Annotated in this window: 23 protein-coding genes; 11 read left to right on the forward strand and 12 right to left on the reverse strand. The window is 64.2% G+C overall.

The window, feature by feature from the left end:
* Nucleotides 1–346: 346 nt before the first annotated feature.
* A complete protein-coding gene (gene trmFO / locus ABMA46_RS19975) occupies nucleotides 347–1,771 on the forward strand; it encodes a methylenetetrahydrofolate--tRNA-(uracil(54)-C(5))-methyltransferase (FADH(2)-oxidizing) TrmFO (RefSeq protein ID WP_349001759.1) in 1,425 nt (474 codons plus the stop codon).
* A gap of 3 nt (nucleotides 1,772–1,774) precedes the next feature.
* Here trmFO and ABMA46_RS19980 read toward each other — a convergent pair whose 3' ends face one another.
* The 4 genes from ABMA46_RS19980 to yajC form a co-directional block, all read right to left on the reverse strand.
* Nucleotides 1,775–2,617 carry a phytoene/squalene synthase family protein gene (locus ABMA46_RS19980; protein ID WP_349001760.1) on the reverse strand — a complete coding sequence of 281 codons (843 nt, stop codon included), beginning with the start codon at nucleotides 2,615–2,617 and terminating at the stop codon, nucleotides 1,775–1,777.
* 1 nt (nucleotide 2,618) lies between these two features.
* Nucleotides 2,619–3,008 carry an Mth938-like domain-containing protein gene (locus ABMA46_RS19985; protein WP_349001761.1) on the reverse strand — a complete coding sequence of 130 codons (390 nt, stop codon included), beginning with the start codon at nucleotides 3,006–3,008 and terminating at the stop codon, nucleotides 2,619–2,621.
* Nucleotides 3,005–5,569, reverse strand: a complete 2,565-nt coding sequence (gene secDF / locus ABMA46_RS19990; RefSeq protein WP_349001762.1) for a protein translocase subunit SecDF — start codon at nucleotides 5,567–5,569, stop codon at nucleotides 3,005–3,007. The genes ABMA46_RS19985 and secDF overlap by 4 nt, the downstream gene beginning before the upstream one ends.
* 77 nt (nucleotides 5,570–5,646) lie before the next feature.
* A complete protein-coding gene (gene yajC, locus ABMA46_RS19995; RefSeq protein WP_349001763.1) occupies nucleotides 5,647–5,985 on the reverse strand; it encodes a preprotein translocase subunit YajC in 339 nt (112 codons plus the stop codon).
* A gap of 231 nt (nucleotides 5,986–6,216) precedes the next feature.
* On the opposite strand from yajC, the gene ABMA46_RS20000 reads away from it, so the two are divergent.
* Nucleotides 6,217–7,092 carry an ATP-binding protein gene (locus ABMA46_RS20000; RefSeq protein WP_349001764.1) on the forward strand — a complete coding sequence of 292 codons (876 nt, stop codon included), beginning with the start codon at nucleotides 6,217–6,219 and terminating at the stop codon, nucleotides 7,090–7,092.
* Between the two features lie 107 nt (nucleotides 7,093–7,199).
* Here the strand turns inward: ABMA46_RS20000 and ABMA46_RS20005 are convergent, their stop codons facing one another.
* The 6 genes from ABMA46_RS20005 to ABMA46_RS20030 all read right to left on the reverse strand — a co-directional run bounded on the left by ABMA46_RS20005 (nucleotide 7,200) and on the right by ABMA46_RS20030 (nucleotide 12,939).
* Nucleotides 7,200–8,768: a peptidoglycan DD-metalloendopeptidase family protein gene (locus tag ABMA46_RS20005; RefSeq protein WP_349001765.1), complete on the reverse strand. Its 1,569-nt coding sequence runs from the start codon at nucleotides 8,766–8,768 to the stop codon at nucleotides 7,200–7,202.
* A gap of 304 nt (nucleotides 8,769–9,072) precedes the next feature.
* Nucleotides 9,073–9,729 carry a protein-L-isoaspartate(D-aspartate) O-methyltransferase gene (locus tag ABMA46_RS20010; protein ID WP_349001766.1) on the reverse strand — a complete coding sequence of 219 codons (657 nt, stop codon included), beginning with the start codon at nucleotides 9,727–9,729 and terminating at the stop codon, nucleotides 9,073–9,075.
* A complete protein-coding gene (surE, locus tag ABMA46_RS20015) occupies nucleotides 9,726–10,484 on the reverse strand; it encodes a 5'/3'-nucleotidase SurE (protein ID WP_349001767.1) in 759 nt (252 codons plus the stop codon). Before surE ends, ABMA46_RS20010 begins: the two co-directional genes overlap by 4 nt.
* Complete coding sequence (gene serS / locus ABMA46_RS20020) at nucleotides 10,484–11,806, reverse strand: serine--tRNA ligase (protein WP_349001768.1); 1,323 nt, start codon at nucleotides 11,804–11,806, stop codon at nucleotides 10,484–10,486. The genes surE and serS overlap by 1 nt, the downstream gene beginning before the upstream one ends.
* A gap of 157 nt (nucleotides 11,807–11,963) precedes the next feature.
* Nucleotides 11,964–12,596: a pyridoxamine 5'-phosphate oxidase family protein gene (locus ABMA46_RS20025; protein WP_349001769.1), complete on the reverse strand. Its 633-nt coding sequence runs from the start codon at nucleotides 12,594–12,596 to the stop codon at nucleotides 11,964–11,966.
* Complete coding sequence (locus ABMA46_RS20030) at nucleotides 12,589–12,939, reverse strand: gamma-butyrobetaine hydroxylase family protein (protein WP_349001770.1); 351 nt, start codon at nucleotides 12,937–12,939, stop codon at nucleotides 12,589–12,591. Before ABMA46_RS20030 ends, ABMA46_RS20025 begins: the two co-directional genes overlap by 8 nt.
* A 206-nt stretch (nucleotides 12,940–13,145) precedes the next feature.
* Here ABMA46_RS20030 and moaA point away from each other — a divergent pair, with 206 nt between their 5' ends.
* The 9 genes from moaA (at nucleotide 13,146) to ABMA46_RS20075 (ending at nucleotide 20,700) form a co-directional block, all read left to right on the forward strand.
* Nucleotides 13,146–14,141 carry a GTP 3',8-cyclase MoaA gene (gene moaA / locus ABMA46_RS20035; RefSeq protein ID WP_349001771.1) on the forward strand — a complete coding sequence of 332 codons (996 nt, stop codon included), beginning with the start codon at nucleotides 13,146–13,148 and terminating at the stop codon, nucleotides 14,139–14,141.
* Between the two features lie 161 nt (nucleotides 14,142–14,302).
* Nucleotides 14,303–15,223: a DMT family transporter gene (locus ABMA46_RS20040; RefSeq protein WP_349001772.1), complete on the forward strand. Its 921-nt coding sequence runs from the start codon at nucleotides 14,303–14,305 to the stop codon at nucleotides 15,221–15,223.
* 25 nt (nucleotides 15,224–15,248) lie between these two features.
* Nucleotides 15,249–15,878: a molybdenum cofactor guanylyltransferase MobA gene (mobA, locus tag ABMA46_RS20045; protein ID WP_349001773.1), complete on the forward strand. Its 630-nt coding sequence runs from the start codon at nucleotides 15,249–15,251 to the stop codon at nucleotides 15,876–15,878.
* Nucleotides 15,875–16,384, forward strand: a complete 510-nt coding sequence (mobB, locus tag ABMA46_RS20050; RefSeq protein ID WP_349001774.1) for a molybdopterin-guanine dinucleotide biosynthesis protein B — start codon at nucleotides 15,875–15,877, stop codon at nucleotides 16,382–16,384. Before mobA ends, mobB begins: the two co-directional genes overlap by 4 nt.
* 196 nt (nucleotides 16,385–16,580) lie before the next feature.
* Nucleotides 16,581–17,363: an ABC transporter substrate-binding protein gene (locus ABMA46_RS20055; protein WP_349001775.1), complete on the forward strand. Its 783-nt coding sequence runs from the start codon at nucleotides 16,581–16,583 to the stop codon at nucleotides 17,361–17,363.
* A gap of 110 nt (nucleotides 17,364–17,473) precedes the next feature.
* Nucleotides 17,474–18,187, forward strand: a complete 714-nt coding sequence (locus ABMA46_RS20060) for an ABC transporter permease (RefSeq protein ID WP_349001776.1) — start codon at nucleotides 17,474–17,476, stop codon at nucleotides 18,185–18,187.
* Nucleotides 18,184–19,014, forward strand: a complete 831-nt coding sequence (locus tag ABMA46_RS20065) for an ABC transporter permease (RefSeq protein WP_349001777.1) — start codon at nucleotides 18,184–18,186, stop codon at nucleotides 19,012–19,014. The genes ABMA46_RS20060 and ABMA46_RS20065 overlap by 4 nt, the downstream gene beginning before the upstream one ends.
* Nucleotides 19,015–19,175: 161 nt before the next feature.
* Nucleotides 19,176–20,048 (forward strand): NAD(P)-dependent oxidoreductase, encoded by an 873-nt coding sequence (locus ABMA46_RS20070; protein WP_349001778.1) that lies wholly within the window; start codon nucleotides 19,176–19,178, stop codon nucleotides 20,046–20,048.
* A gap of 94 nt (nucleotides 20,049–20,142) precedes the next feature.
* A complete protein-coding gene (locus ABMA46_RS20075) occupies nucleotides 20,143–20,700 on the forward strand; it encodes a DUF3299 domain-containing protein (RefSeq protein ID WP_349001779.1) in 558 nt (185 codons plus the stop codon).
* Between the two features lie 3 nt (nucleotides 20,701–20,703).
* Here the strand turns inward: ABMA46_RS20075 and ABMA46_RS20080 are convergent, their stop codons facing one another.
* Both ABMA46_RS20080 and ABMA46_RS20085 read right to left on the reverse strand, forming a co-directional pair.
* A complete protein-coding gene (locus ABMA46_RS20080) occupies nucleotides 20,704–21,195 on the reverse strand; it encodes an Lrp/AsnC family transcriptional regulator (protein ID WP_349001780.1) in 492 nt (163 codons plus the stop codon).
* 108 nt (nucleotides 21,196–21,303) lie between these two features.
* Complete coding sequence (locus ABMA46_RS20085) at nucleotides 21,304–21,921, reverse strand: uracil-DNA glycosylase family protein (protein WP_349001781.1); 618 nt, start codon at nucleotides 21,919–21,921, stop codon at nucleotides 21,304–21,306.
* Between the last annotated feature and the right edge of the window lie 10 nt (nucleotides 21,922–21,931).

A 21,931-nucleotide genomic window follows, 5' to 3' on the forward strand; every position in this document is an offset into this window, starting at 1 on the left:
AGGGTCGACCTCCTCCCCGACCCTGACGGATACGGTCAGCCTTCACCTCCTCCCGAGGGTTGACCACCGAAACGGCGCCCGCCGGACCTCCTCCCCCGGCGGGCGTTGTTCCCCAAGAAGGTTCCGCCCTTCGAAAAAATGCGGACGAAATTTCGTCAGAGCCGACCTCCTCCCCGGCGATGACGAATAGGGTCGATCCCCTCCTCCTCCCTGGGATCGACCGCCAAAACGACACCCGCCGGACCTCCTCCCCCGGCGGGTGTTGTTTTTTCAGCCTCCCGGATCCGTTCGCTCGCGGCTGCCTTGTGATTGCAAAGACCGCGGCAAGGGACTATCTCCCGCGCCCATGAGCACAAACCCCATTCACATTATCGGCGGCGGACTTGCCGGTTCGGAAGCCGCTTGGCAGATCGCCCAGGCGGGCGTGCCGGTCGTCCTGCACGAAATGCGCCCGGTGCGTGGGACGGATGCCCACAAAACCGAAGGGCTGGCCGAACTGGTCAGCTCCAATTCCTTCCGTTCCGACGACGCCGAGACCAATGCGGTCGGGCTGCTTCATGCCGAGATGCGGCTTGCAGGTTCTCTCATCATGGCCAGCGGCGACGCCAGCCAGGTTCCGGCCGGCGGTGCGCTGGCGGTCGACCGCGACGGTTTTTCGGCCGCCGTCACCGCGAAGATCGAAGCCCATCCGCTGATTACGGTCATGCGCGAGGAGATTTCCGGCCTGCCGCCTGCCGACTGGGACCAGGCGATCATCGCCACCGGTCCGCTGACTGCGCCCTCGCTTGCACAAGCGATCCGTACCGAGACCGGTGCCGATTCGCTTGCCTTCTTCGACGCCATCGCCCCGATCGTGCATTTCGACACGATCGACATGGACGTCTGCTGGTTCCAGTCGCGCTACGACAAGGTCGGACCGGGCGGCACCGGCAAGGACTACATCAACTGTCCGATGGACCGGGATCAGTATTTTTCGTTCGTGCAGGCGTTGATCGATGGGCCGAAGAGCGAGTTCAAGGAGTGGGAAGGCACGCCCTACTTCGACGGCTGCCTGCCGATCGAGGTGATGGCCGAGCGCGGCGTCGAGACCCTGCGCCACGGCCCGATGAAGCCGATGGGCCTCACCAACGCCCACGACCCTGCCACCAAGCCTTACGCAGTGGTGCAGTTGCGCCAGGACAATGCGCTCGGCACGCTCTACAACATGGTCGGCTTCCAGACCAAGCTGAAGCATAGCGAGCAGGTGCGCGTCTTCCGCACAATCCCCGGCCTGGAAAACGCCGAGTTCGCGCGGCTGGGCGGGCTGCACCGTAACACTTATATCAATTCGCCTATCCTGCTCGACGCCTCGCTGCAGTTGAAATCACGCCCCGGCCTGCGCTTCGCCGGCCAGATCACCGGCTGCGAGGGCTATGTCGAAAGTGCTGCCGTCGGCCTGCTGGCGGGACGCTTCGCCGCGGCGGCGCGGCTTGGCAGACCTGTCATGGCACCACCGCCGACCACGGCCTTCGGCGCCCTGCTCAACCACATCACCGGCGGTCATCTCGTCTCGGAAGACGAACCGGGCAAGCGATCCTTCCAGCCGATGAACGTCAATTTCGGCCTGTTCCCGCCGCTCGATACCGGCACGAAGCTGAAACCCGAGGGGTTCGAGGGGCGCTTTCGCGGCAAGGACAAGGCGGTCGCGAAGAAGAAGGCGCTCAGCGCGCGCGCGCTTGCCGACTGCCGCGACTGGCTCGGCCTATCGCAAGACGCACAAGCTGCGGAATAGGGATTACCAGCCGCGCGCGGCGCGGCGGTAGATCAACCAGTGGCGCTGCCACAGTGGCATCCGCGGTGTCTCGCTCGCCGCCCTCGCGCCAAACCGTTCGATCCTCTCAAGATAGGCGCCCGTCAGCGCCAGCGGGAGGTAGGCCGGGCGCAAGGCGGCAGGCAGCGACGGCGCTTCCTCCCGAAACGCCGCCAGATGCTCGCGCGCCAGCGCCGTCATGGCCGCAACGACGCTGCCGGCGGCCGCGCCGCCCTTCTCGGCGAGGAAAGATTCAGGCGACGAGCCGGCGGCGGCTAGGACATCGGCCGGTACGAAGCATTGTCCCCGCGCGCGGTGGCGCGGCATCAGAAGCAACAGCCCGGTGATCGCCTGCGCGCATCCGGCATGGCCGGCAAGCGCTGCGAAGCGAGGTGCCTGTTCCCTGTCCAGGATCAGTGCGGCAAGCTGGATCACCGTGGACGCCGTCTCGCCGCAATACCCCTCGAGATCGGTGCGCGACGGCATCGGATCGTCGTAAAGGTCGAAGATGCGCGCTTCGAGATAGTTGTCGAAGGCCTGGCGCGGCAGATCGTAGGCAGCGATTGCCGCCGTCAGCGCCTCGGCCGGCGGGTTGCCGGCGACGGCCTCGCCGCCACCAGCGTCGATCGCGTCGCGCCACCATTGCAGACGAACCTCGCCCGGCAGGGGCTCGCGGATCCTGTCGCGGACGCCCGCGATCTCCGCGTTGAAGCCATAGAGTGCGAACAGCGCCGCGCGCTTGTCCTCTGGCGCGTAGAGAGCCGAAACATAGCGATCCGGATCGGCCGCACGGACCGTTTCCATCACCAGCCGGCCGGCCTCGTCCATGTCAATCGACCGCCACGAAGGCGGCGGCGACCGCACGGTCCTCGGCCAACAGGACGTTATAGGTGCGCACCGCCGCGCCCGTCGACATCGGGTCGGCCGCGATCCGGGCATCCTTGAGCGCATCGCGCAATGCGGCAGGAAGGCGCCTGATGTCCTTGCCGGTGCCGACCAGCAGGATCTCGATGTCGGCGGCTTCCGCCAGCACTTTTTCGAAATCGGCCGAGGTCAGCGCCAAAGGGTCGGCAGGCTGCCAGCCGTAGATGCCGGACGGCAGGCACAGCAGAGACCCCCGATGCGACATGTCGGCGAAGCGGAACCCGCCATTGCCGTAGGCGGAGATCGGCGCGCGGCCCGGATAATGGGCCTCGCGGATGATGATGCCGGCCATCACTTGGCCGGCAATTGCTGCGCCGGGTGTGTGGCCTCGTATTCTTCCATTCCTTCCTTCGTGACAGGCCGCAGATGGAAGATGATGAGGATCGGCGCGGCGATGAAGATCGACGAGAAGGTGCCGATGAAGACGCCGAACAGCATGGAAGCGACGAACGATCGGATGACCTCGCCGCCGAGCAGGAACAGCGCCAGCAGAGCAAGGAAGGTGGTGACCGACGTCATCGTCGTGCGCGCCAGCATCTCGTTGTCCGACAGATCGAGCAACTGCCCGAGCGGCATCTTCTTGAAGCGCCGCAGATTCTCACGCACGCGGTCGTAGATGACGACGGTATCGTTGAGCGAGTAGCCGACGATTGTCAGGATGGCGGCGACCGTGGACAGGTCGAACTGGATCTGCGTCACCACAAGGAAACCGAGGGTCAATATCACGTCGTTGACCGTGGCCAACGTCGAGCCGATGGCGAATTGCCACTCGAACCGCACCCAGACATAGATCAGGATCGCGCCCATCGCGGCCAGAACGCCGAGGATCGCCGACCAGGCCAATTCGCCTGAAACGGTCGGCCCCACGACTTCGGTACGGCGAATATCATAGGCCGAGGTCAGGCTGTCCTGCGCCTTCTTGACCATGATATTGCCGGCCTCGTCGCCATCGGTGGAACTGATGGCGCCGATACGGATCAGGGCGTCGCTGGGCTCGCCAAAACCCTGGACCTGGATTTCCTTGACACCCGCCTCCGTCAGCCGCTCGCGGATATCGCCGGGGTCGGCCGCGCCGGACTTGGCGCGGACCTCGATCAGCGTGCCGCCGGTGAAGTCGATGCCGAAGTTCAGCCCTTTGGTGAACAGAAGGCCGACCGATGCCACGCAGAGCAGCACCGAGACCACGAAGATCTGCAGGCGCACCCGCATGAACGGGATTCGAGTCACTTCCGGCACGAGGCGGAAATAACCCTTCGGAAGTTCCTTCGGACGCCGGCTGCGGAGCCATACGGCCATGAGCCAGCGGGTCAGAGTGAAAGCGGTGAAAATGGTGGTCAGGATGCCGACCGCCAACGTCACGGCAAAACCCTTCACCGGTCCGGAACCGAGGAAGAACAGCACGAAGGCGGCGATCAGCGTGGTAATGTTGGAATCCAGGATCGTCGCCAGCGCTTTCTGAAAACCGGAATCGACAGATTGGAGAATCGACCGCCCGACGCGTCTTTCCTCGCGGATTCTCTCATAGATCAGCACGTTGGAATCGACCGCCATGCCGGTCGTCAGCACGATACCGGCGATGCCGGGAAGCGTCAGCGTCGCACCCAGCACCGAAAGGATCGCCACGATCAGGATCAGGTTGGCGAGCAGCGCCAGATTGGCGATCCAGCCAAGGAATCCATAGGCACCGACCATGAACAGGACGACCAGAGCCGAACCGACGACGGCCGACATCTTGCCGGCATCGATCGAATCCTGACCAAGGCCCGGGCCGACCGTGCGTTCCTCGATGACGGTGAGCGTGGCCGGCAGCGCACCCGCGCGCAACAGCACCGCAAGGTCATTGGCGCTCTGCGGGGTGAAGTTGCCGGAAATCTGCCCGGTGCCGCCGAGGATCGGCTCGCGGATCTGCGGCGCCGAGATGACGTGATTATCGAGAATGATGGCGAAGAGCTTGCCGACGTTCTGCTGGGTCGCCTGACCGAAGCGCTGCGCGCCTTTCGAATCGAAACGGAAGGAAACGACAGGCTCGTTGGTGCGCTGGTCGAAAGTCGCCTGCGCATCGACGAGGTTCTCTCCAGAGACGATGACGCGGTTTTCGATCAAATAAGGAACCGCCGGCTCGTCCTTGGAATACATGACGGTATCGCCCGCCGGCGGACGCCCGTTGATGGCGTCCTGCACCGGCATCGACTGATCGACCATCTGGAAGGTCAGCTTGGCGGTCTGGCCGAGAATATCCTTGAGGCGCTGCGGGTCCTGGAGGCCGGGCACCTGCACGAGAATGCGGTCGTCGCCCTGGCGCTGGACGATCGGCTCGGTCGTGCCCAGTTCGTTGACGCGGCGGCCGATGACTTCGATCGACTGCTCGACGGCGGTCGCGGTGCGATACTTGATGCCGGCATCGGTCAGCGTATAGCGCAAAAGTCCCGGCTCCGGCTCGTCCAGCGCCATTTCGGTCACCGAACCGCCGGTGAACAGACCGGCCGAAACCGGCGACGTCAGCGATTTCAGTGCCTCCTTGGCGGCATCGATCTGCGCGGCATCGCGGATGCGCACCTGCACGATCTTGCCCGAGCCCGAAAGCCCCGTATAGCCGATCTTGGCGTCGCGGAGCTGGGTGCGGATCTCGTCGCGCACCGTATTGAGCCGGTCCTTGATAAGGTCGTTCTGGTCGATCTTGAGCAGGATGTGCGAGCCGCCCTGCAGATCGAGACCGAGGGTCATCGGCGACTTCGGCAGCCAGGACGGCATTTTGGCCAGCATTGACGCCGGAATGACATTGGGAAGGGCGAACAGAACCCCGAGCAGGACGACCGCCCAGATTCCGATCGTCTTCCAGCGCGAAAAATAAAGCATATGTACGTTCCGTTCAGCCGTTCCGGCGGCGTTCCGCCCGCATTGCGGCTATTTCTGGGCGGCTGTCTGTAGGGCGGTTACTTCTTGGCGTTCTGGTTCGCGACCGGCTCGCCCTTGACGCGGACGTCGACGAGGGTCGAACGCAGCGCCGTCACCTTGGTACCGCCGCCAAGATCGATTTCCAGCTCATTGTCGTCGATCACCTTGGTCACCTTGCCGACGAAACCGCCGCCGGTGACGACCGTGTCGCCGCGTCGAACGGCGGCCAGCATCTCGCCCCGCTTCTTCATCTGCGTGCGCTGCGGCCGGATGATGAGGAAATACATCACCACGAAGATCAGCACGAAAGGCAGGATACTGATGAACACGTCAGGCGTGGCGCCAACGCCCTGAGCGTATGCCGGTGTAACGAACATCTTAGACTCCTGTTGAGGAAAGCCGCGACCGGCCCGAAAAATTTGGCCGGAATATAGTCGGTAAAGCGCCTATTGCAACCGGTCACCTGCCCGTTACTTCATGCCTGTGGAGGCCTGCGCCGCCAATCGGCGCGCGATTTCCGGGAGAGCTTGCAAATTCTGACTCGGCATGACAGAACCGTACGGTACGGTACTTATCCTATACGGCCACCCGCCGTCCCGGAGGAAACTATGAACGACAATGGGCTGGAAGCGCTGTCGGAAAAGCTCGACCGGCTGATCGAGGCGGTGTCGAGGCTGGCGCCCGCAGCGCCGCCTGAGTCCGACATCACCGCCGCGGACTGCTTCGTCTGGCAAGCCGAGCGCGGCTTTCTGGAACCGGTGCCGAAGGTCAACCGGGTCGATATCGGGTTGATCCGGGGCGTTGACCATGTGCGCGACATCCTGGTCGACAATACCGAGCGCTTCGCGTCCGGCCATCCCGCCAACAACGTCCTGCTCTGGGGCGCGCGCGGCATGGGCAAGTCGTCGCTGGTGAAGGCGACCCATGCGCAGATCAACGCGTCAGGCAAGTACCCCTCCCCGCTGAAGCTGGTGGAAATCCACCGCGAGGACATCGACACGCTGCCCAGGCTGATGACGATCCTGAAGGCCTCGCCCTTTCGCTTCGTGCTGTTTTGCGACGACCTCTCGTTCGACCATGACGACACGTCCTACAAGTCGCTCAAGGCCGCGCTCGAAGGCGGTGTCGAGGGCCGGCCGGCCAATGTCATCTTCTATGCCACGTCGAACCGCCGGCACCTTTTGCCGCGGGACATGATCGACAACGAGCGCTCAACGGCGATCAATCCGTCAGAGGCGGTGGAGGAAAAGGTTTCGCTGTCCGACCGCTTCGGCCTGTGGCTCGGCTTCCACAAATGCTCGCAGGACGACTATCTCGACATGGTCTCGGGCTATGCACGCCACTACGGCCTCGACGTCGATGTCGAAACGCTGCGGGCCGAGGCGCTGGAATGGGCGACGACGCGCGGCAGTCGCTCAGGCCGCGTCGCCTGGCAGTTCACGCAGGATCTTGCCGGGCGCCTCGGCAAGCCGCTTGCCGGCTGAGCGTCATGGCTGAAAGCGTCCCGAACTGAAAAAGCCCGCTCCGGAGAGCGGGCGAAGCCGGCGGACCGGACTGGAGGTCAGGCGGCCCGCGAATGTTTCTTGGTTGTTTATTCCAGGAAAGTGCGCGGATCGACTGGCGCGGAATTCTTGCGCACCTCGAAATGCAGCTTCGGTGCGTTGGCGTCACCGCTCATGCCCGACTGGGCGATCTCCTGGCCGCGCTTCACCTTCTCGCCGCGCTTCACCTCCAGCGACGACGCATGGCCGTAGACGGTGACAAGGCCGTCCTCATGGCGCACCAGCACGGTGTTGCCGAACTCCTTGAGGCCATTGCCGGCATAGATTACCACGCCGTTTTCGGCCGCCTTGATCGGCGTGCCTTCCGGCACGGAGATGTCGATGCCGTCGGAATCCTTGCCGGAGCCGAAAGCGGAGATGACGCGGCCGCGAACCGGCCAGCGCATCTTGCCTATGCCGGTGGAATCGGGCGCCTGCACGCCGTTTTCGGCCGCCTGGTCGATGATCTTGTCGGCCTTCTTCGGCGGCGTATAGGAAGCAAGCGTCTCGCTCGGCGTCGCCTTGGCTGGCGGCGGTGTGGAAGCCGTCTTGACCGGATCGACCTCGGCAGACCTGACCTTCGTCGGCGCGGAGCTGGCGACGGCCGTCGCATCGCCGGACGGGATCTTCAACGTCTGGCCGATGCGGATCAGGCCGTCATTCATACCGTTGGCCTGCTTCAACGCTGTTACGCTCACGCCGGTCTTCCTGGCGACGGCCGACAGCGTATCGCCCGGTTCGACCTTGTAGGTCCCCGCCGCGACCGCCTGCGGTCTCGCCTTGGGATCGTTCGACGCGGCGGCATCCGCCGGCAACGCCAGCTTCTGCTCCTTCAGCTTGGGCTGCTGCGGCAGCACAGCCACCTTTTCGAACGGCGCGCGGCTCGGCAGCGGAACCTTGTCATTGGGAACGTCGTACTTGGTGCCCCGCGAGGAGCGCGCATCGGCGACGTTGCGGTCATGATCGGGCGCGGAAACCGGCGCTTTCGCAGCGTAGACGTAAGTCGGGATAACGACTTTCTGGCCCGCCTGAAGCCCGTCGGCGGTGGCAAGGCCGTTCGTCCTCATGATGACGTCGGCAGGCACGCCGTAACGGCGCGACAGATTGTAGACGGTCTCCCCTTCGCGGATCGTGATCTGCGTGCCGCCGGCGCGTGACCAGCCCTTCGGTACGCCGTCTTCGCTCGCCATCTGCGGTGCGGCCGGCTTGAGCGGTTTCACAGAGGCCTGCTGGACGGTGCCGGTCGTGGTGGCATCGATCCGCGGCGCCGAGGCGACGGGGGCGGACCTGACCGCGGGAGCGGACGCCTGCTGCGACACCGGCGGCAGGCTCTGGACGGAAATAGGCTCGATAGAGGAGCGGCTGACCGACTGGGTATAACCGCCGTTGGCAGGCGCGGACGCCGTCACATCTCCAGGGTACGGCTGGGACGCCTGGAAAGACGGCTGCTTACTGATGATCGATTGCTGGTTCGGCGTGGAGGCGGTCGACGTCAGGTCGACACCGTCGCTGAAACGCGCCACCTGGGAGGAGCACCCCGCCGCAGCACCCGCAACCATCAGTATGGCGCATCCGCGCGCCAGGTTGCGCCCGTTTTCCCTCAACACACTGAAACGCATCGCACTTACCCGCATACCCGGTACAGACTGGGCATGATTAAAGCGCGTTAATGTTACCCATCGGTTAAACCGTTAGAATCAAGCGCGAATTTTCTTAGAAACTTAGGAGCTCAAACGGACAAGCTGCCGGTAGGCACCTTCATTTGCGTCATTCCGGGCCGCGTAGCGGAACCCGGAATCCAGTCCGCCGACCTTTTTCGTCCGACTTGGATTGGCACCGCTGTCGCTCTGGATTCCGGGTTCCGTTACGCGGCCCCGGAATGACGGTCATGTAGAGCCGTCTTCGATCTTCCGGCAAATGGCCTCAGAGCTTTGAAGCCAAGCCCGGCAGGATGGGCTGGAACCGGACCACGCCGATATCCTCGCGCTCAAAGCGGGAGCCTACCTTGGTGAGCTTGGCGAGCACCTGCTCGCCCTCCTCCGGGCCGATCGGCGCGATCACCACGCCGCCGCTGGACAGTTGATCGAGCAGGAAGCGCGGCAGGCTGTCGAATGCCGCCCACACGACGATGCGGTCAAAGGGGCCGTCATTCAGGCCGTTCGATCCGTCGGCCTGGCGCGCGATGGCATTGGTGATGCCCAGCGCTTCGAAACGCTGACGCGCCTGTTCGACAAGCGTCTTGTAGCGGTCGATGGTGACGACGCGCCCTGCCAGCCGCGCCATGACGGATGCGGTGAAGCCCGAGCCCGTGCCGATCTCCAGCACGCGGTTGCCCGGCTCGATCGCCAGCGCCGCGATCACCGCGGCCTGCAGATCGGCGCCCTCCATCGCCTCGCCGCATTCGATCGGCAGCATCCGGTCGCCCCAGGCGATGGCGTGATGCTGGCCGGAAAGAAAGCCGCGCCGCGGCGTCGATTCGAAAGCGGCGATCAACGGCTTAGGCACCATGCCCTTGCCTCTCAGCCGAAGCAGGAATGCAGCGAAACCTTCGCGATCCTCGACTGTCGGCGTCTGGTTCATGCGAGCGCCTTCGCCAGCCGGTCCTTCACCTCATAGGCCGTCAGGTCGAGGTGCAGCGGCGTCACCGACACGAAGCCGCTGTTCACAGCCTCGAGGTCGGTGCCGGCACGGCTGTCCGCCGGCTCGTGGCCGAAACGCATCCAGTAGTAAGGCAGGCCGCGGCCGTCGCGCCTCTCGTCCAGCCACAGGCTGTGCAGCAGCTTGCCCTGGCTGGTCACCAGCGTTCCCTTGACCTCGTGCGGCGCGCAATTTGGGAAATTGACGTTGAGCAGCACGCCCTCGGCCAGCGGCGTCTCCACAAGCGTCTTCAACAGCGCCGGCGCGAGCGCCTCGCAGGTCTCGTAAGGCACGACGCGCTCGTCATTGTCGACGTGATAGGCCTGGCTGACCGCGATGGACCGGACGCCGATCAGCGCCCCTTCCATGGCCCCTGCCACGGTGCCGGAATAGGTGACGTCGTCGGCGACATTGGCGCCCGAATTGACGCCCGACAGGATCAGGTCCGGCATCTGCGGCATGATCTTCTTGGCGCCCATGATGACGCAATCGGTCGGCGTGCCGCGCACCGCATAGTGCCGTTCGCTGATCTTCCTCAGCCTCAGCGGCTCGGAGATGGAAAGCGAGTGGGCATAGCCGGACTGGTCGGCCTCCGGCGCCACCACCCAGACATCGTCGGAAAGGCTGCGCGCGATGCGCTCCAGCACCTCGATGCCCTCTGCATGAATACCGTCGTCGTTTGTAATGAGAATGCGCATTATTTCGATTCGATCTTTTCCAATCCGCCCATGTAAGGACGCAGCACTTCAGGAATGGTTACGCTGCCGTCTTCATTCTGGTAATTTTCCATGACGGCAATGAGGGCGCGGCCGACAGCGGTGCCGGAACCGTTCAGCGTGTGGACGAAGAGGTTGCCCTTGCCGTCCCGGTCCTTGTAGCGCGCGTTCATGCGCCGCGCCTGGAAGTCGCCGCAGACCGAGCAGGATGAGATTTCGCGCCAGGCGTTCTGGCCGGGCAGCCAGACCTCGATATCGTAGGTCTTCTGCGCGCCGAAGCCCATGTCGCCGGTGCACAGCGTAACCGTACGGAACGGCAATTCCAGCTTCTTCAATATGGTCTCGGCGCATTCGGTCATGCGCTCGTGCTCGGCCAGCGAGCTTTCCTGATCGGTGATCGACACCAGTTCGACCTTGTAGAACTGGTGCTGGCGCAGCATGCCGCGGGTGTCGCGCCCGGCCGAGCCGGCCTCGGAACGGAAGCACGGCGTCAGTGCCGTCATGCGCAGCGGCAGCCTGTCGTGCGCGGTGATCTCCTCGCGCACGAGGTTGGTGAGCGGCACTTCGGCGGTGGGGATGAGACCCAGCCTTCCCTCGCCATGCGGCGTGAAGAAAAGATCCTCCGCAAACTTCGGCAATTGCCCGGTGCCGAAAAGCACTTCGTCGCGCACCATCAGCGGCGGCTGCACTTCCGTGTAGCCGTGCTCGGTCGTGTGCGTATCCAGCATGAACTGGCCGATCGCGCGCTCCAGCCGGGCAAGCTGGCCCGACAGCACCGTGAATCGCGAGCCGGAAAGCTTGGCCGCCCTCTCGAAATCCATCATGCCGAGACGTTCGCCGATCTCGAAATGCTCCTTCGGCTTGTTGCCCATGCGCGGCTGGCGCTTAGCGATCAGTTCCTCGCCGAAGCGGCGGACCTCGACATTGCCGTGCTCGTCGGCGCCCAGCGGCACGTCGGCGAGCGGCACGTTGGGCAGCACGGCCAGCGCGTCGGCCAGCGCCTTGTCGAGTTCGCGCTCGCGCGCCTCGCCGTTCTGGATGAAGCTTTTGATCTCCGCGACTTCCGCCTTTAGTTCCTCCGCCCTCGCCATGTTCTTGTCGCGCATGGCATTGCCGATTTCCTTGGAAGCGGCGTTGCGGCGTTCCTGCTTGGCCTGCAGTTCGGTCAGGTGGTCGCGCCGCGCCTCGTCCCTGGCGATCAGGTCGTCGACGGTCGATTGCGCCGCTTCGGCATAGGACGGACGCTTCTTCAGCGCCTCCACCAATACCTGCGGGTTTTCGCGAATCCACTTGATGTCGAGCATGGGGCGATCCTGATTGAGAGCCTGCGGGGTAAACCGCAAGAAGACCGGATGCAAGGGGGCCTGATTGCCACTGAACGGAGCGAAAAGCGAATCCGGAATCAGGCCCTCAAAGGCTCGAGCCATCGCGCCGTCGTCGTTCGGCGAGCGGAAAGGCGCCTCACCACATCGACTTCTTCGCCCGGTCGGGCCATTCCCTGTCATAGGCGTCGCCGTCGATGCGGGCGCGACTGGTGACTTCGAGGATGCGGCCGGGCGTCGGCAGCGATTTCGGATCGACATGCCGGTCCGCATTCCACAATTCGGAGCGGTGAACGGCGCGGGCGCACTGGAAATAGACCTTCTCGACGGCAATGACGAGGACCGAGCGGGCGGGCTTGCCCTCCACGGCAAAGGAGTCGCAGAGCGCCGGATCGACCGAGATGTGGGCACGCCCGTTGACGCGCAACGTCGTGCCCGAGCCGGGCACCAGGAACAGCAGGCCGACGCGCGGATCCTCGATGACGTTTTTCAGGGAATCGGCCCGGTTGTTGCCGCGCCGGTCCGGCATCATCAGCGTGTAAGGATCGACGATGCGCACGAAGCCGGCACGGTCTCCGCGCGGAGAACAATCCAGCCCGTCCGCGCCGCCGGTCGCCAGCGCGACGAAGGGCGAGGCCTCTATGAAGGCGGCATATTCAGGAATGACATGGTCCAGTTCCTTCACCAGCGACGCCTCGCCCGGTTTGCCGTAGAGTGCTTCAAGTTCCTCGGCCGTGGCGACCCGCTTTTCCCGATCGTCGACGCTATCCACGCGAAAGCCCCTTCTGTTCCAACTCGTCGAGATAGGATTGCCAGCGGGCGTCTTTCTCCCGCCCGAGCGTATGGAGATAGGTCCAGGTGAAGATGCCCGTATCGTGCAGATCATCGAAGACGATGCGCACGGCGTAGTTGCCGACCGGCTCGATCCGGCTGATCGCGACGTCGCGCTTGCCGGGCACCGTCACGCGCTGTTCGGGCGAATGCCCCTGCACCTCCGCCGACGGCGACAGCACGCGCAGCAGTTCAGCCGGCAGTTCGAACGGCGCGTGACCGGGAAAGGTCACGGTCAGCAGCCGCCGATCCTTCGAGACCCGCAGTTCTTTCGGAGCGGTCATTGCAAGAATTCCATTGTGCGCTTTCACTACCCCGCAGGAAGCCTGCAGAAAAGATCACGTTTCCATTTTCGTATGGCCGACACATCCACGTCGGCAACGGAATGGGACCAAAGGCCGAAGCCGTCCATCTTGAACGCATTGCCGGTTCGTATCACATAGCAGTATATAACGGCGCCCCGCAGGGCGAAGAAGAACGGAAACGCCGCATGGACATGATCGACCCGTTCGGTCGCACGATCAGCTATCTCCGCGTCTCGGTCACCGACCGGTGCGATTTCCGCTGCACCTATTGCATGGCAGAAGACATGACCTTTCTGCCGAAGCGCGACCTGCTCTCGCTGGAAGAACTCGACCGGCTCTGCACCGTCTTCATCGACAAGGGTGTGAAGAAGCTGCGGCTCACCGGCGGCGAGCCGCTGGTGCGCAAGAACGTCATGCATCTGATCCGCGAATTGTCGAGGCATCTCGAAAGCGGCGCGCTGGAAGAACTGACCTTGACGACGAACGGCTCGCAGCTTTCCCGCTTCGCCGACGAACTGGCGGCCTGCGGCGTCAAGCGCATCAACGTGTCGCTCGATACGTTGGATGCCGACAAATTCCACACCATCACGCGCTGGGGCCGTCTCGACAAGGTGATGGCCGGTATCGACGCCGCCCAGTCCGCCGGCATCAAGGTCAAGATCAACGCCGTCGCCCTGAAGGATTTCAACGACGCCGAGATCCCCGAAATGCTCCGCTGGGCGCATGGCCGCGGCATGGACCTGACGCTCATCGAAACCATGCCGATGGGCGAGATCGACGCCGACCGCACCGACCAGTACCTGCCGCTTTCCCTGATGCGCGCGCGGCTGGAGGACCGGTTCACCCTCAGCGATATCCCTTACAAGACCGGCGGGCCGGCCCGTTATGTCGAGGTCGCGGAGACCGGCGGACGGCTCGGCTTCATCACGCCGATGACGCACAATTTCTGCGAAAGCTGCAACCGGGTGCGGCTGACCTGCACCGGAACGCTCTATATGTGCCTCGGCCAGGAGGACGCCGCCGACCTGCGCGCGCCGCTACGCGCCTCCGAAGGCAACGCGCTTGTCGCTCAGGCGATCGACGAGGCGATCGGCCGCAAGCCGAAGGGCCATGACTTCGTCATCGACCGCCGCACCAGCCGGCCTTCCGTATCGCGCCATATGAGCGTCACCGGCGGCTGATTTTCGTCGCCTCGTGTCGGACGGACGGGCGGACTGCTGCGCTTGCCCTGTTCCTCGCGCGTGGCACAGCGTTTTGGCGTTGCTGTCTTTCAAGGGACTGATACGACCAGCCTGACCCGGCGGGAGGACCGCGTTCGGGACAAGTGAAGCGGAACCGGCCCTTGCCCCTCTCCCCGAACCTGCGCGGCGCTCTCTTCATGGTCGTCGCCATGGCAAGTTTCACGGTCAACGACGCGATCACGAAATTCTCCTCCGAATCCATGAGCATGGCGCAGGTGCTGTTCGTGCGCGGCCTCTTCGCCACGGCGCTTGTCGGGCTGCTCGCCTGGCGGCGTGGCGCGTTGGCCGCACCGCGGGCAGCCATGCAGCCGCTGGTGGGATGGCGCGTGGTGGGCGAGGCCGGCGCCACCGTCAGCTATCTGCTTGCCCTGTCGAAGCTGCCCATCGCCAATGTCGCGGCCGTGCAGCAGGCGCTGCCGCTGGCCGTCACCATGGGCGCGGCGCTGTTCTTCGGCGAGGGCGTCGGCTGGCGGCGCTGGATGGCCATAGCCGTGGGCTTCATGGGCGTCCTCATCATCGTGCGGCCGGGCTTCGCCGGCTTCAGCGCCTATTCGCTTCTGGTTCTGTGCTCCGTCGCCTTCTGCACGCTGCGGGATCTCTCCACCCGGCGCATCCCGCAGGACACGCCGACCCTGCTTATCTCGGCCGTCACCTCGCTCGCCATGACCGTGCTCGGCGCCCTGCTCCTGCCCGTCATGGGCGGCTGGACGGACATGAGCCTCGCGGCGACGGCCCGCCTGGCGCTGGCCGCCGTTCTGGTGCTGATCGGCTATCAGGCGATCATCGCCGCCATGCGCATCGGCGACATCTCCTTCATCGCGCCTTTCCGCTATACGGCGCTGCTGTGGTCGATCATCCTGGGCATCGTCGTCTTCGGCGATTTCCCCGACAGCGTCATGATCGCCGGCTCGCTGATCATCGTCGCCTCAGGCCTCTATACGCTCTATCGCGAGCACACCGTCGGCCGCAGCCAGGCGGCGACCGAAAGCACTGGACCGGACCTCGCTCCGGACGGCATATAGCCCGCAAGGAGCGAAACGCGGGCCCATGCACGAAACCATTGCAGGCATCATCCTGGCCGGCGGGCTGTCGCGCCGCATGGGCGGCGGCGACAAGCCCCTCGCCCGGCTTAACGGCCGGCTTCTGATCGAGCATGTCGCCGACGGACTGCGGCCGCAGGTCGACCTCCTCGCCATCAACGCCAATGGCAATCCGGGCCGCTTCGCGCCGCTTGGCTTGCCGGTCGTCGCCGACACGGTCGAAGGCCACCCCGGCCCTCTCGCCGGGGTGCTGGCAGGGCTGGAGTGGGCATCAACCACACAGGCGAGCCGGCTCCTGACGGCCGCCGCAGACACGCCCTTCCTTCCCGGCGATCTCGCTGAAAAGCTGCTTCGCGCCGTGCGCGGCCTGCCCGACGCAATCGCCGTGGCTCGCTCCGGCGGCCGCTCCCATCCGACTTTCGCGCTCTGGCCCATCGGCATCGCGGCTTCGCTTCGGCATGCGCTTGTCGAGAAGGACGAACGGCGGGTCTCAGCCTTCATCGGCCGGCATCCTCATGTCGAGGTCGATTTCGCCGCCCGCCAGATCGGCGGCGATGCGCGCGATCCGTTCTTCAACATCAACACGCCGCAGGACCTCGCGGAAGCCGACCGGCTGGCGCGAGCTTTGGACCCATGACGCAGCGCATCCTCGGGATCACCGGCTGGAAGAATTCCGGCAAGACGACACTGACCGAGCGGCTTGTCGCCGAACTGGTCCGGCGCGGCTGGAAGGTCTCCACCGTCAAGCATGCCCATCATGATTTCGACATTGACAAGGAAGGCGCGGATTCCTTCCGCCACCGCGCCGCAGGCGCGACCGAGGTGGCCGTGGTTTCCGGCCGTCGCTGGGCGCTGATGCACGAACTGCGCGACGAAGCCGAACCCGATCTCGCGGCGATCCTCCAGCGCATGGCGCCGGCCGACATCGTCATCGTGGAAGGCTACAAGCGCGAAGCACACCGCAAGATCGAGGCCCGTCGCCGGGGCGCAAAAAGCCGCGAGCCGCTTTCGCCGAACGACACCAACATCATCGCCGTCGCGGCCGACCACCCTCAGCCGGCGGAAAACCTTCCCGTATTCGATCTGGACGATATCGCCGCCATCGCCGATTTCGCCGAGCGCGTTACCGGCCTCAAGGCCTGACGCTCAAGCCGCCGCACGTTCGCTCGGACCTTCCCTTGCGTCGCCTCGCAACACCGCCAGGGAATCTTGGCCGGCTCGGTTTTGCAGTTGCTTTTTTGCGGAAAACAATGGGAGTATCCGCCCAGCGGGCGATCGGGAGCATCGCCCCAAGAAAGCCGTTCCAAAAAACGGCCGGGACCATACAGAGAGGATCATCATGCGTATTGGAATGCGTATCGCGCTGGCGGCATCAGCCGCCATGCTGACGCTGGGCGTCGCCCATGCGGAAGACAAGGTGCTCAAGCTTGGCACGGAAGGCGCCTATCCCCCCTTCAACAACCTCACGGCCGACGGCAAGATCGAAGGCTTCGACATCGATATCGGCAATGCGCTTTGCGAGCAAATGAAGGTGAAGTGCGAGTGGGTGACCCAGGATTGGGACGGCATTATCCCTGCCCTTCAGGCCGGCAAGTTCGACGCCATCATCGCCTCCATGTCGATCACCCCTGAGCGCGCCGAAAAGGTCGACTTCACGCATAAATACTACAACACCCCGCCGGCGATCATCGCGCCCAAGGATACCGACATCAAAGGCGTGACCAAGGAAGACCTCGCCGGCAAGACCATCGGCGTGCAGGGGTCGACCACCCATTTCAACTATTCCAGCCAGACCTATACGGATTCGACCGTCAAGCCCTATCCGACCGCGCAGGAATATCAGCTCGATCTCGCCAATGGCCGCCTCGATGCCGCCAATGACGACATCATCGTGCTGCAGCAGTTCCTCGATTCGCCGGAAGGTGCGTGCTGCAAGCTGGTCGGCACCATCAAGCCGGTGGTCGAGATCCACGGCCCGGGAGCGGGCATCGCGGTGCGCAAGGGCGACAAGGAACTGGTCGACAAGTTTAACGCCGCCATCGACGCCATCCGCGCCAACGGCAAGTACAAGGAAATCAACGACAAATACTTCAAGTTTGACGTCTACGGCGGCGATTCCTGATATCGGGAATTGCCTGCGGGCGACGAGAAATCTCGCCGCCCGCCAACCGGGCCGGAAAAGGGGATGACCGGCCACACCGGAAAACCGGGTAGAGGAGAACGGGCCAGCCGATGCAAAGCGCATGGACGCTGCTCAGTTGGGGGCCGCAGGGGTGGCTGGACGATATCGGCTATGGCGTCTTCGTCACGGCATCACTAGCCGTCGCGACGCTGCCCGTCGGACTGGCGATCGGCTTTTTCGTCGCTCTGGCGAAGCAGTCGCCGGAGCCGTCGTTGCGCATCGCGGGCAACATATACACCACCATCTTCCGCGGACTGCCGGAACTGCTGACGCTGTTCCTGGTTTTCTACGGCGCGCAGATCGGCCTGCAGAAACTCATTCATCTGGTCGATCCTGAAGCAACGGTCGAGGTCAACAGCTTCGTCTCAGGCATGGTCGCGCTCGGCGTCGTCTTCTCCTCCTATGCCAGCGAAGTCTTTCTGTCCGCCTTCAAGGCGGTTCCGCTGGGCCAGTACGAAGGCGGCTATTCGATCGGCTTGTCCAAGGGCCAGACGATGCGCCTTGTGGTACTGCCGCAACTGATCCGCATCGCGCTGCCCGGCCTCGCCAATCTGTGGCTCATCCTTCTCAAGGATACGGCGCTGGTGTCGGCCATCGGCCTTTCCGATATCCTTCGGCAGGCGGGCGTCGCCGCTCGCGTGACCAAGCATGCCTTCCTCTTCTTCAGCGTGGCCGCCCTCATTTATCTGGTGCTGGCGATCATCTCGTCGATCGGCATCCACGCCATCGAGCGATCCGTGAGCCGCCAGGAGAACGCGCGATGAGTGCTGCCGCCGCAGGCGCCGACACGATGGCCCCGCCACCGCCCGCGGCACGCGGCTGGTCGCGCCTGCGCATCCTCGGCCACGCGCTGATCGGCCTCTGGGCGCTTCTCGGCATCGCCCTCGTCGCCTATCTGATCTCGGCCTGGAACGCCGAGATCTTCACGAAATACGCGCCCATGTATCTTCAGGGGCTATGGGTGACGCTGTCGCTGGTGGCGATCTCCATCCTGTGCGGGGCGGTGCTGTCGGTTCCGATAGCCTATGCGCGCATGTCGAAGAACCGTTTCGTTTCGGCGCTGGCCTATGGCTATGTCTATCTGTTTCGCGGCACGCCGCTCCTGGCGCAGACCTTCCTGGTTTACTACGGACTCGGCTCCTTCCATGCGGAACTGGCGGACATAGGCCTGTGGGTCTTCTTCCGCGACGCCTTCAACTGCGCGCTGTTCGCCTTCTCGCTCAACACCGCCGCCTATCAGGCCGAAATGTTGCGCGGCGCCATCGAGAGCGTCCCGCGCGGCCAATGGGAGGGCGCCGCTTCGCTCGGCCTGCACAAGTTCCAGACCATGCGCAAGATCATCCTGCCGCAGGCCGCCCTGGTGGCGCTCAGGCCTTATGGCAACGAGGTGATCCTGATGATCAAAGGCTCGGCCATCGTCGCTATCATCACTGTCTACGACCTCATGGGTGTCACCCGGCTGGCCTTTTCGCGCACCTTCGACTTCCAGACCTATCTCTGGGCTGCGATCATCTATCTGCTGATCGTCGAGACGCTGCGATACGGCATCGAATGGATCGAACGCCGCCTCACCCGCCATCTCAAGCGCTGACTCTCCGGCACCTTTGCGATAGAGCATTTTGCAGCCAGGCGGAATCGTCCGGCGTCCGCATAAATGCGGCCAAGGAAAACAGACTGGAGCAGCGGAACTGCGTTCGTCAGGACGCCCGCTGCTTTGGAAAACCGACCGAACCGGTTTGAAAGGATTCGACTATGGCTCAAGTGGCGTTTCTGGGTCTTGGCGTGATGGGCTATCCGATGGCCGCCCATCTGAAGCACAAGGGCGGCCATGACGTGACCGTCTACAACCGCACCGTGGCCAAGGCCGAGAAATGGGTCGCCGAGCATGGCGGAAAGCTGGCGAAGACGCCGCGCGAGGCCGCCGAAGGCAAGGATTTCGTCTTCTCCTGCGTCGGCAACGACGACGATCTGCGCGAAGTGACCGTCGGCGGCGACGGCGCCTTCAAGGCGATGAAGAAGGGAGCCGTTTTCATCGACAACACCACCGCCTCTGCCGAAGTCGCGCGCGAACTTGCGGCGGCGGCGACGGCGAGCGGGTTCGCCTTCCTCGACGCGCCGGTGTCCGGCGGCCAGGCCGGCGCCGAGAACGGCGTTCTGACCGTCATGGTGGGCGGCGAGCAGGATGTATTCGACCGGACAAGACCGGTCATCGACGCCTATGCGCGCATGATCGGCCTGATGGGACCGGCGGGCGCGGGCCAGCTCACCAAGATGATCAACCAGATCTGCATCGCGGGCCTCGTGCAGGGCCTTTCCGAGGGTATCCATTTCGGCAGGAAGGCCGGCCTCGACATCGAGAAGGTGGTGGAGGTCATTTCCAAGGGCGCAGCCGGGTCCTGGCAGATGGAGAACCGGCACAAGACCATGAACGCCGGCAAATACGATTTCGGCTTCGCGGTCGACTGGATGCGCAAGGATCTCGGCATCTGCCTCGACGAGGCCGACCGCAACGGCGCCAGCCTGCCCGTCACCGCGCTGGTCGATCAGTTCTACAAGGACGTCCAGCAGATGGGCGGCAGCCGCTGGGACACGTCGTCCCTGTTGGCCCGGCTGGAGCGGAGCTGAAACCGGCGATAAATCCCGCCTACCGACCCCAAGCGCTCCGCGATTGACGGTTCGCCGCGACAGCGCTTTAGTTCGCCTGAACGAGGCAGGACAATTGCGGACATTCGCCACCACGGTCGCGCTTTTCATGCTTGCGGGCGCGTCGCCCGCTTCGGCAGACGCCAGGCAGGTTTTCTGGAAGGATCTGCGCCCGGCGAACCAGCCGGCGGCCGAGAGCCTCGGCCTGCCGGTCGTCGCCGCCAGCCTGCCCGATCACGGCGAGACGCTCGCCTGGAACGAGCCGGACACCACCGTCGAACTGAAGGGCTATGCCTTGCCCGTCGATCGCGAAGGCGAGATGGTCTACCAGTTCCTGCTCGTGCCGTGGAGCGGCGCCTGCAGTCACATGCCGACGCCGCCGCCCAACCAGATCGTGCTGATCACGCTGCCGAAGCCGTTCCATCTGGAACGGACCTATGCCGCGGTGGCGGTCACCGGGCTGCTCAAGCAGGACATGGAGCGTAGCCAGCTCTTCATCATGGACGGCCTCGCCGTCATTCCGTCCGGTTACGTCTTCAGCAAGGCCACGGTCGCGCCCGCAGACGGCGTCCCGGACGCCATCGAAGCGCCGCAGGGACCAAACCCCTGGGAATCGCTCCAGAAAAAGCAGTGACGCTCAGGCGGCGTTGACGCCCGATTCCTTGTCCAGCGCCATGTAATCCAGCGGCAATTGCGTGGTGAACTTGATCTGCTCCATCGCGAAGACCGACGACACGTCGCGAATCTCGATCTTGGTGATCAGCCGCTTGTAGAAGGCGTCGTAGGCAGCGATGTCGGGGACGACCACGCGCAGCAGATAGTCGACGTCACCGCTCATGCGGTAGAACTCGACCACCTCCGGAAACTCCTGGATGACCTCGGAGAACCGGCGCAGCCACTCATGGCTGTGCGAATTGGTGCGGATCGAAACGAACACGGTGACCCGCACGTTGACCCTCTCCGGATCGAGCAGGGCGACCCGGCGCTGGATGACGCCTTCCTCTTCCAGCTTCTGGATGCGCCGCCAGCATGGGGTGGTCGACAACCCGACCTTCTTGGCGACATCGGCAACGGCAAGCGTCGCGTCATCCTGCAGAAGGCGCAGGATTTTCCGGTCGAGGCGATCCATCTATGGTCTCCAGGAGAAATGATCGTCTATTCTTCCTGTTGTGGGGCGCAATCGCAAGAAAGAAGTTCTGCCGACAAGCCGGTTTGACAGATAATTTTTCCCAAGTTGTCAATCGAGACGACGACGGATTTCTGTCTTCAGGAAAGGAAGCAATTCCATTTCAAACCAGGGATGACGCTTCATCCAACTGGTGTTGCGCCAGGAGGGATGCGGCAACGGCAGCACTTTTCGGGCGGCGCCATCGTCCCAGGCCGTGCGCCAGCCGGCCACCGTCTCCGTCAGCGAGCGTTGCCGCGCCGCCCCCATGTGCCAGCGCTGGGCATAAAGCCCGATCGCCAGGACGAGGTCGATCTGCGGCATTGTCGCCATGATTTCGGATCGCCACGCGGGCGCGCATTCGCACCGGGGCGGCAGGTCGCCGCCCTTGGCGTCCTGCCCCGGAAAGCAGAACCCCATCGGCACGATGGCGAATTTGTCGGTGTCGTAGAACTCCTGTGCGGTAACGCCGAGCCAGTCTCGCAGCCTGTCGCCGGACGCGTCGGTGAACGGAGCCCCGCTGGCATGAACCTTCGTGCCGGGCGCCTGGCCGGCAATCAGGGTGCGCGCCTTCGCCGAGAGCCGCACCACGGGATGCGGCTCATGCGGCAAGGGCTTTCCTTTAGGCGTCTCCACGCAAATGCGGCAGGCCCTTATCCGCGCCGTCAGCCGCTCGAGTTCAGTGCTCATGGTCTCGTGC

Origin of the sequence: Mesorhizobium hunchu, assembly GCF_040081975.1 — a bacterium.
GTDB lineage: Bacteria > Pseudomonadota > Alphaproteobacteria > Rhizobiales > Rhizobiaceae > Mesorhizobium > Mesorhizobium hunchu.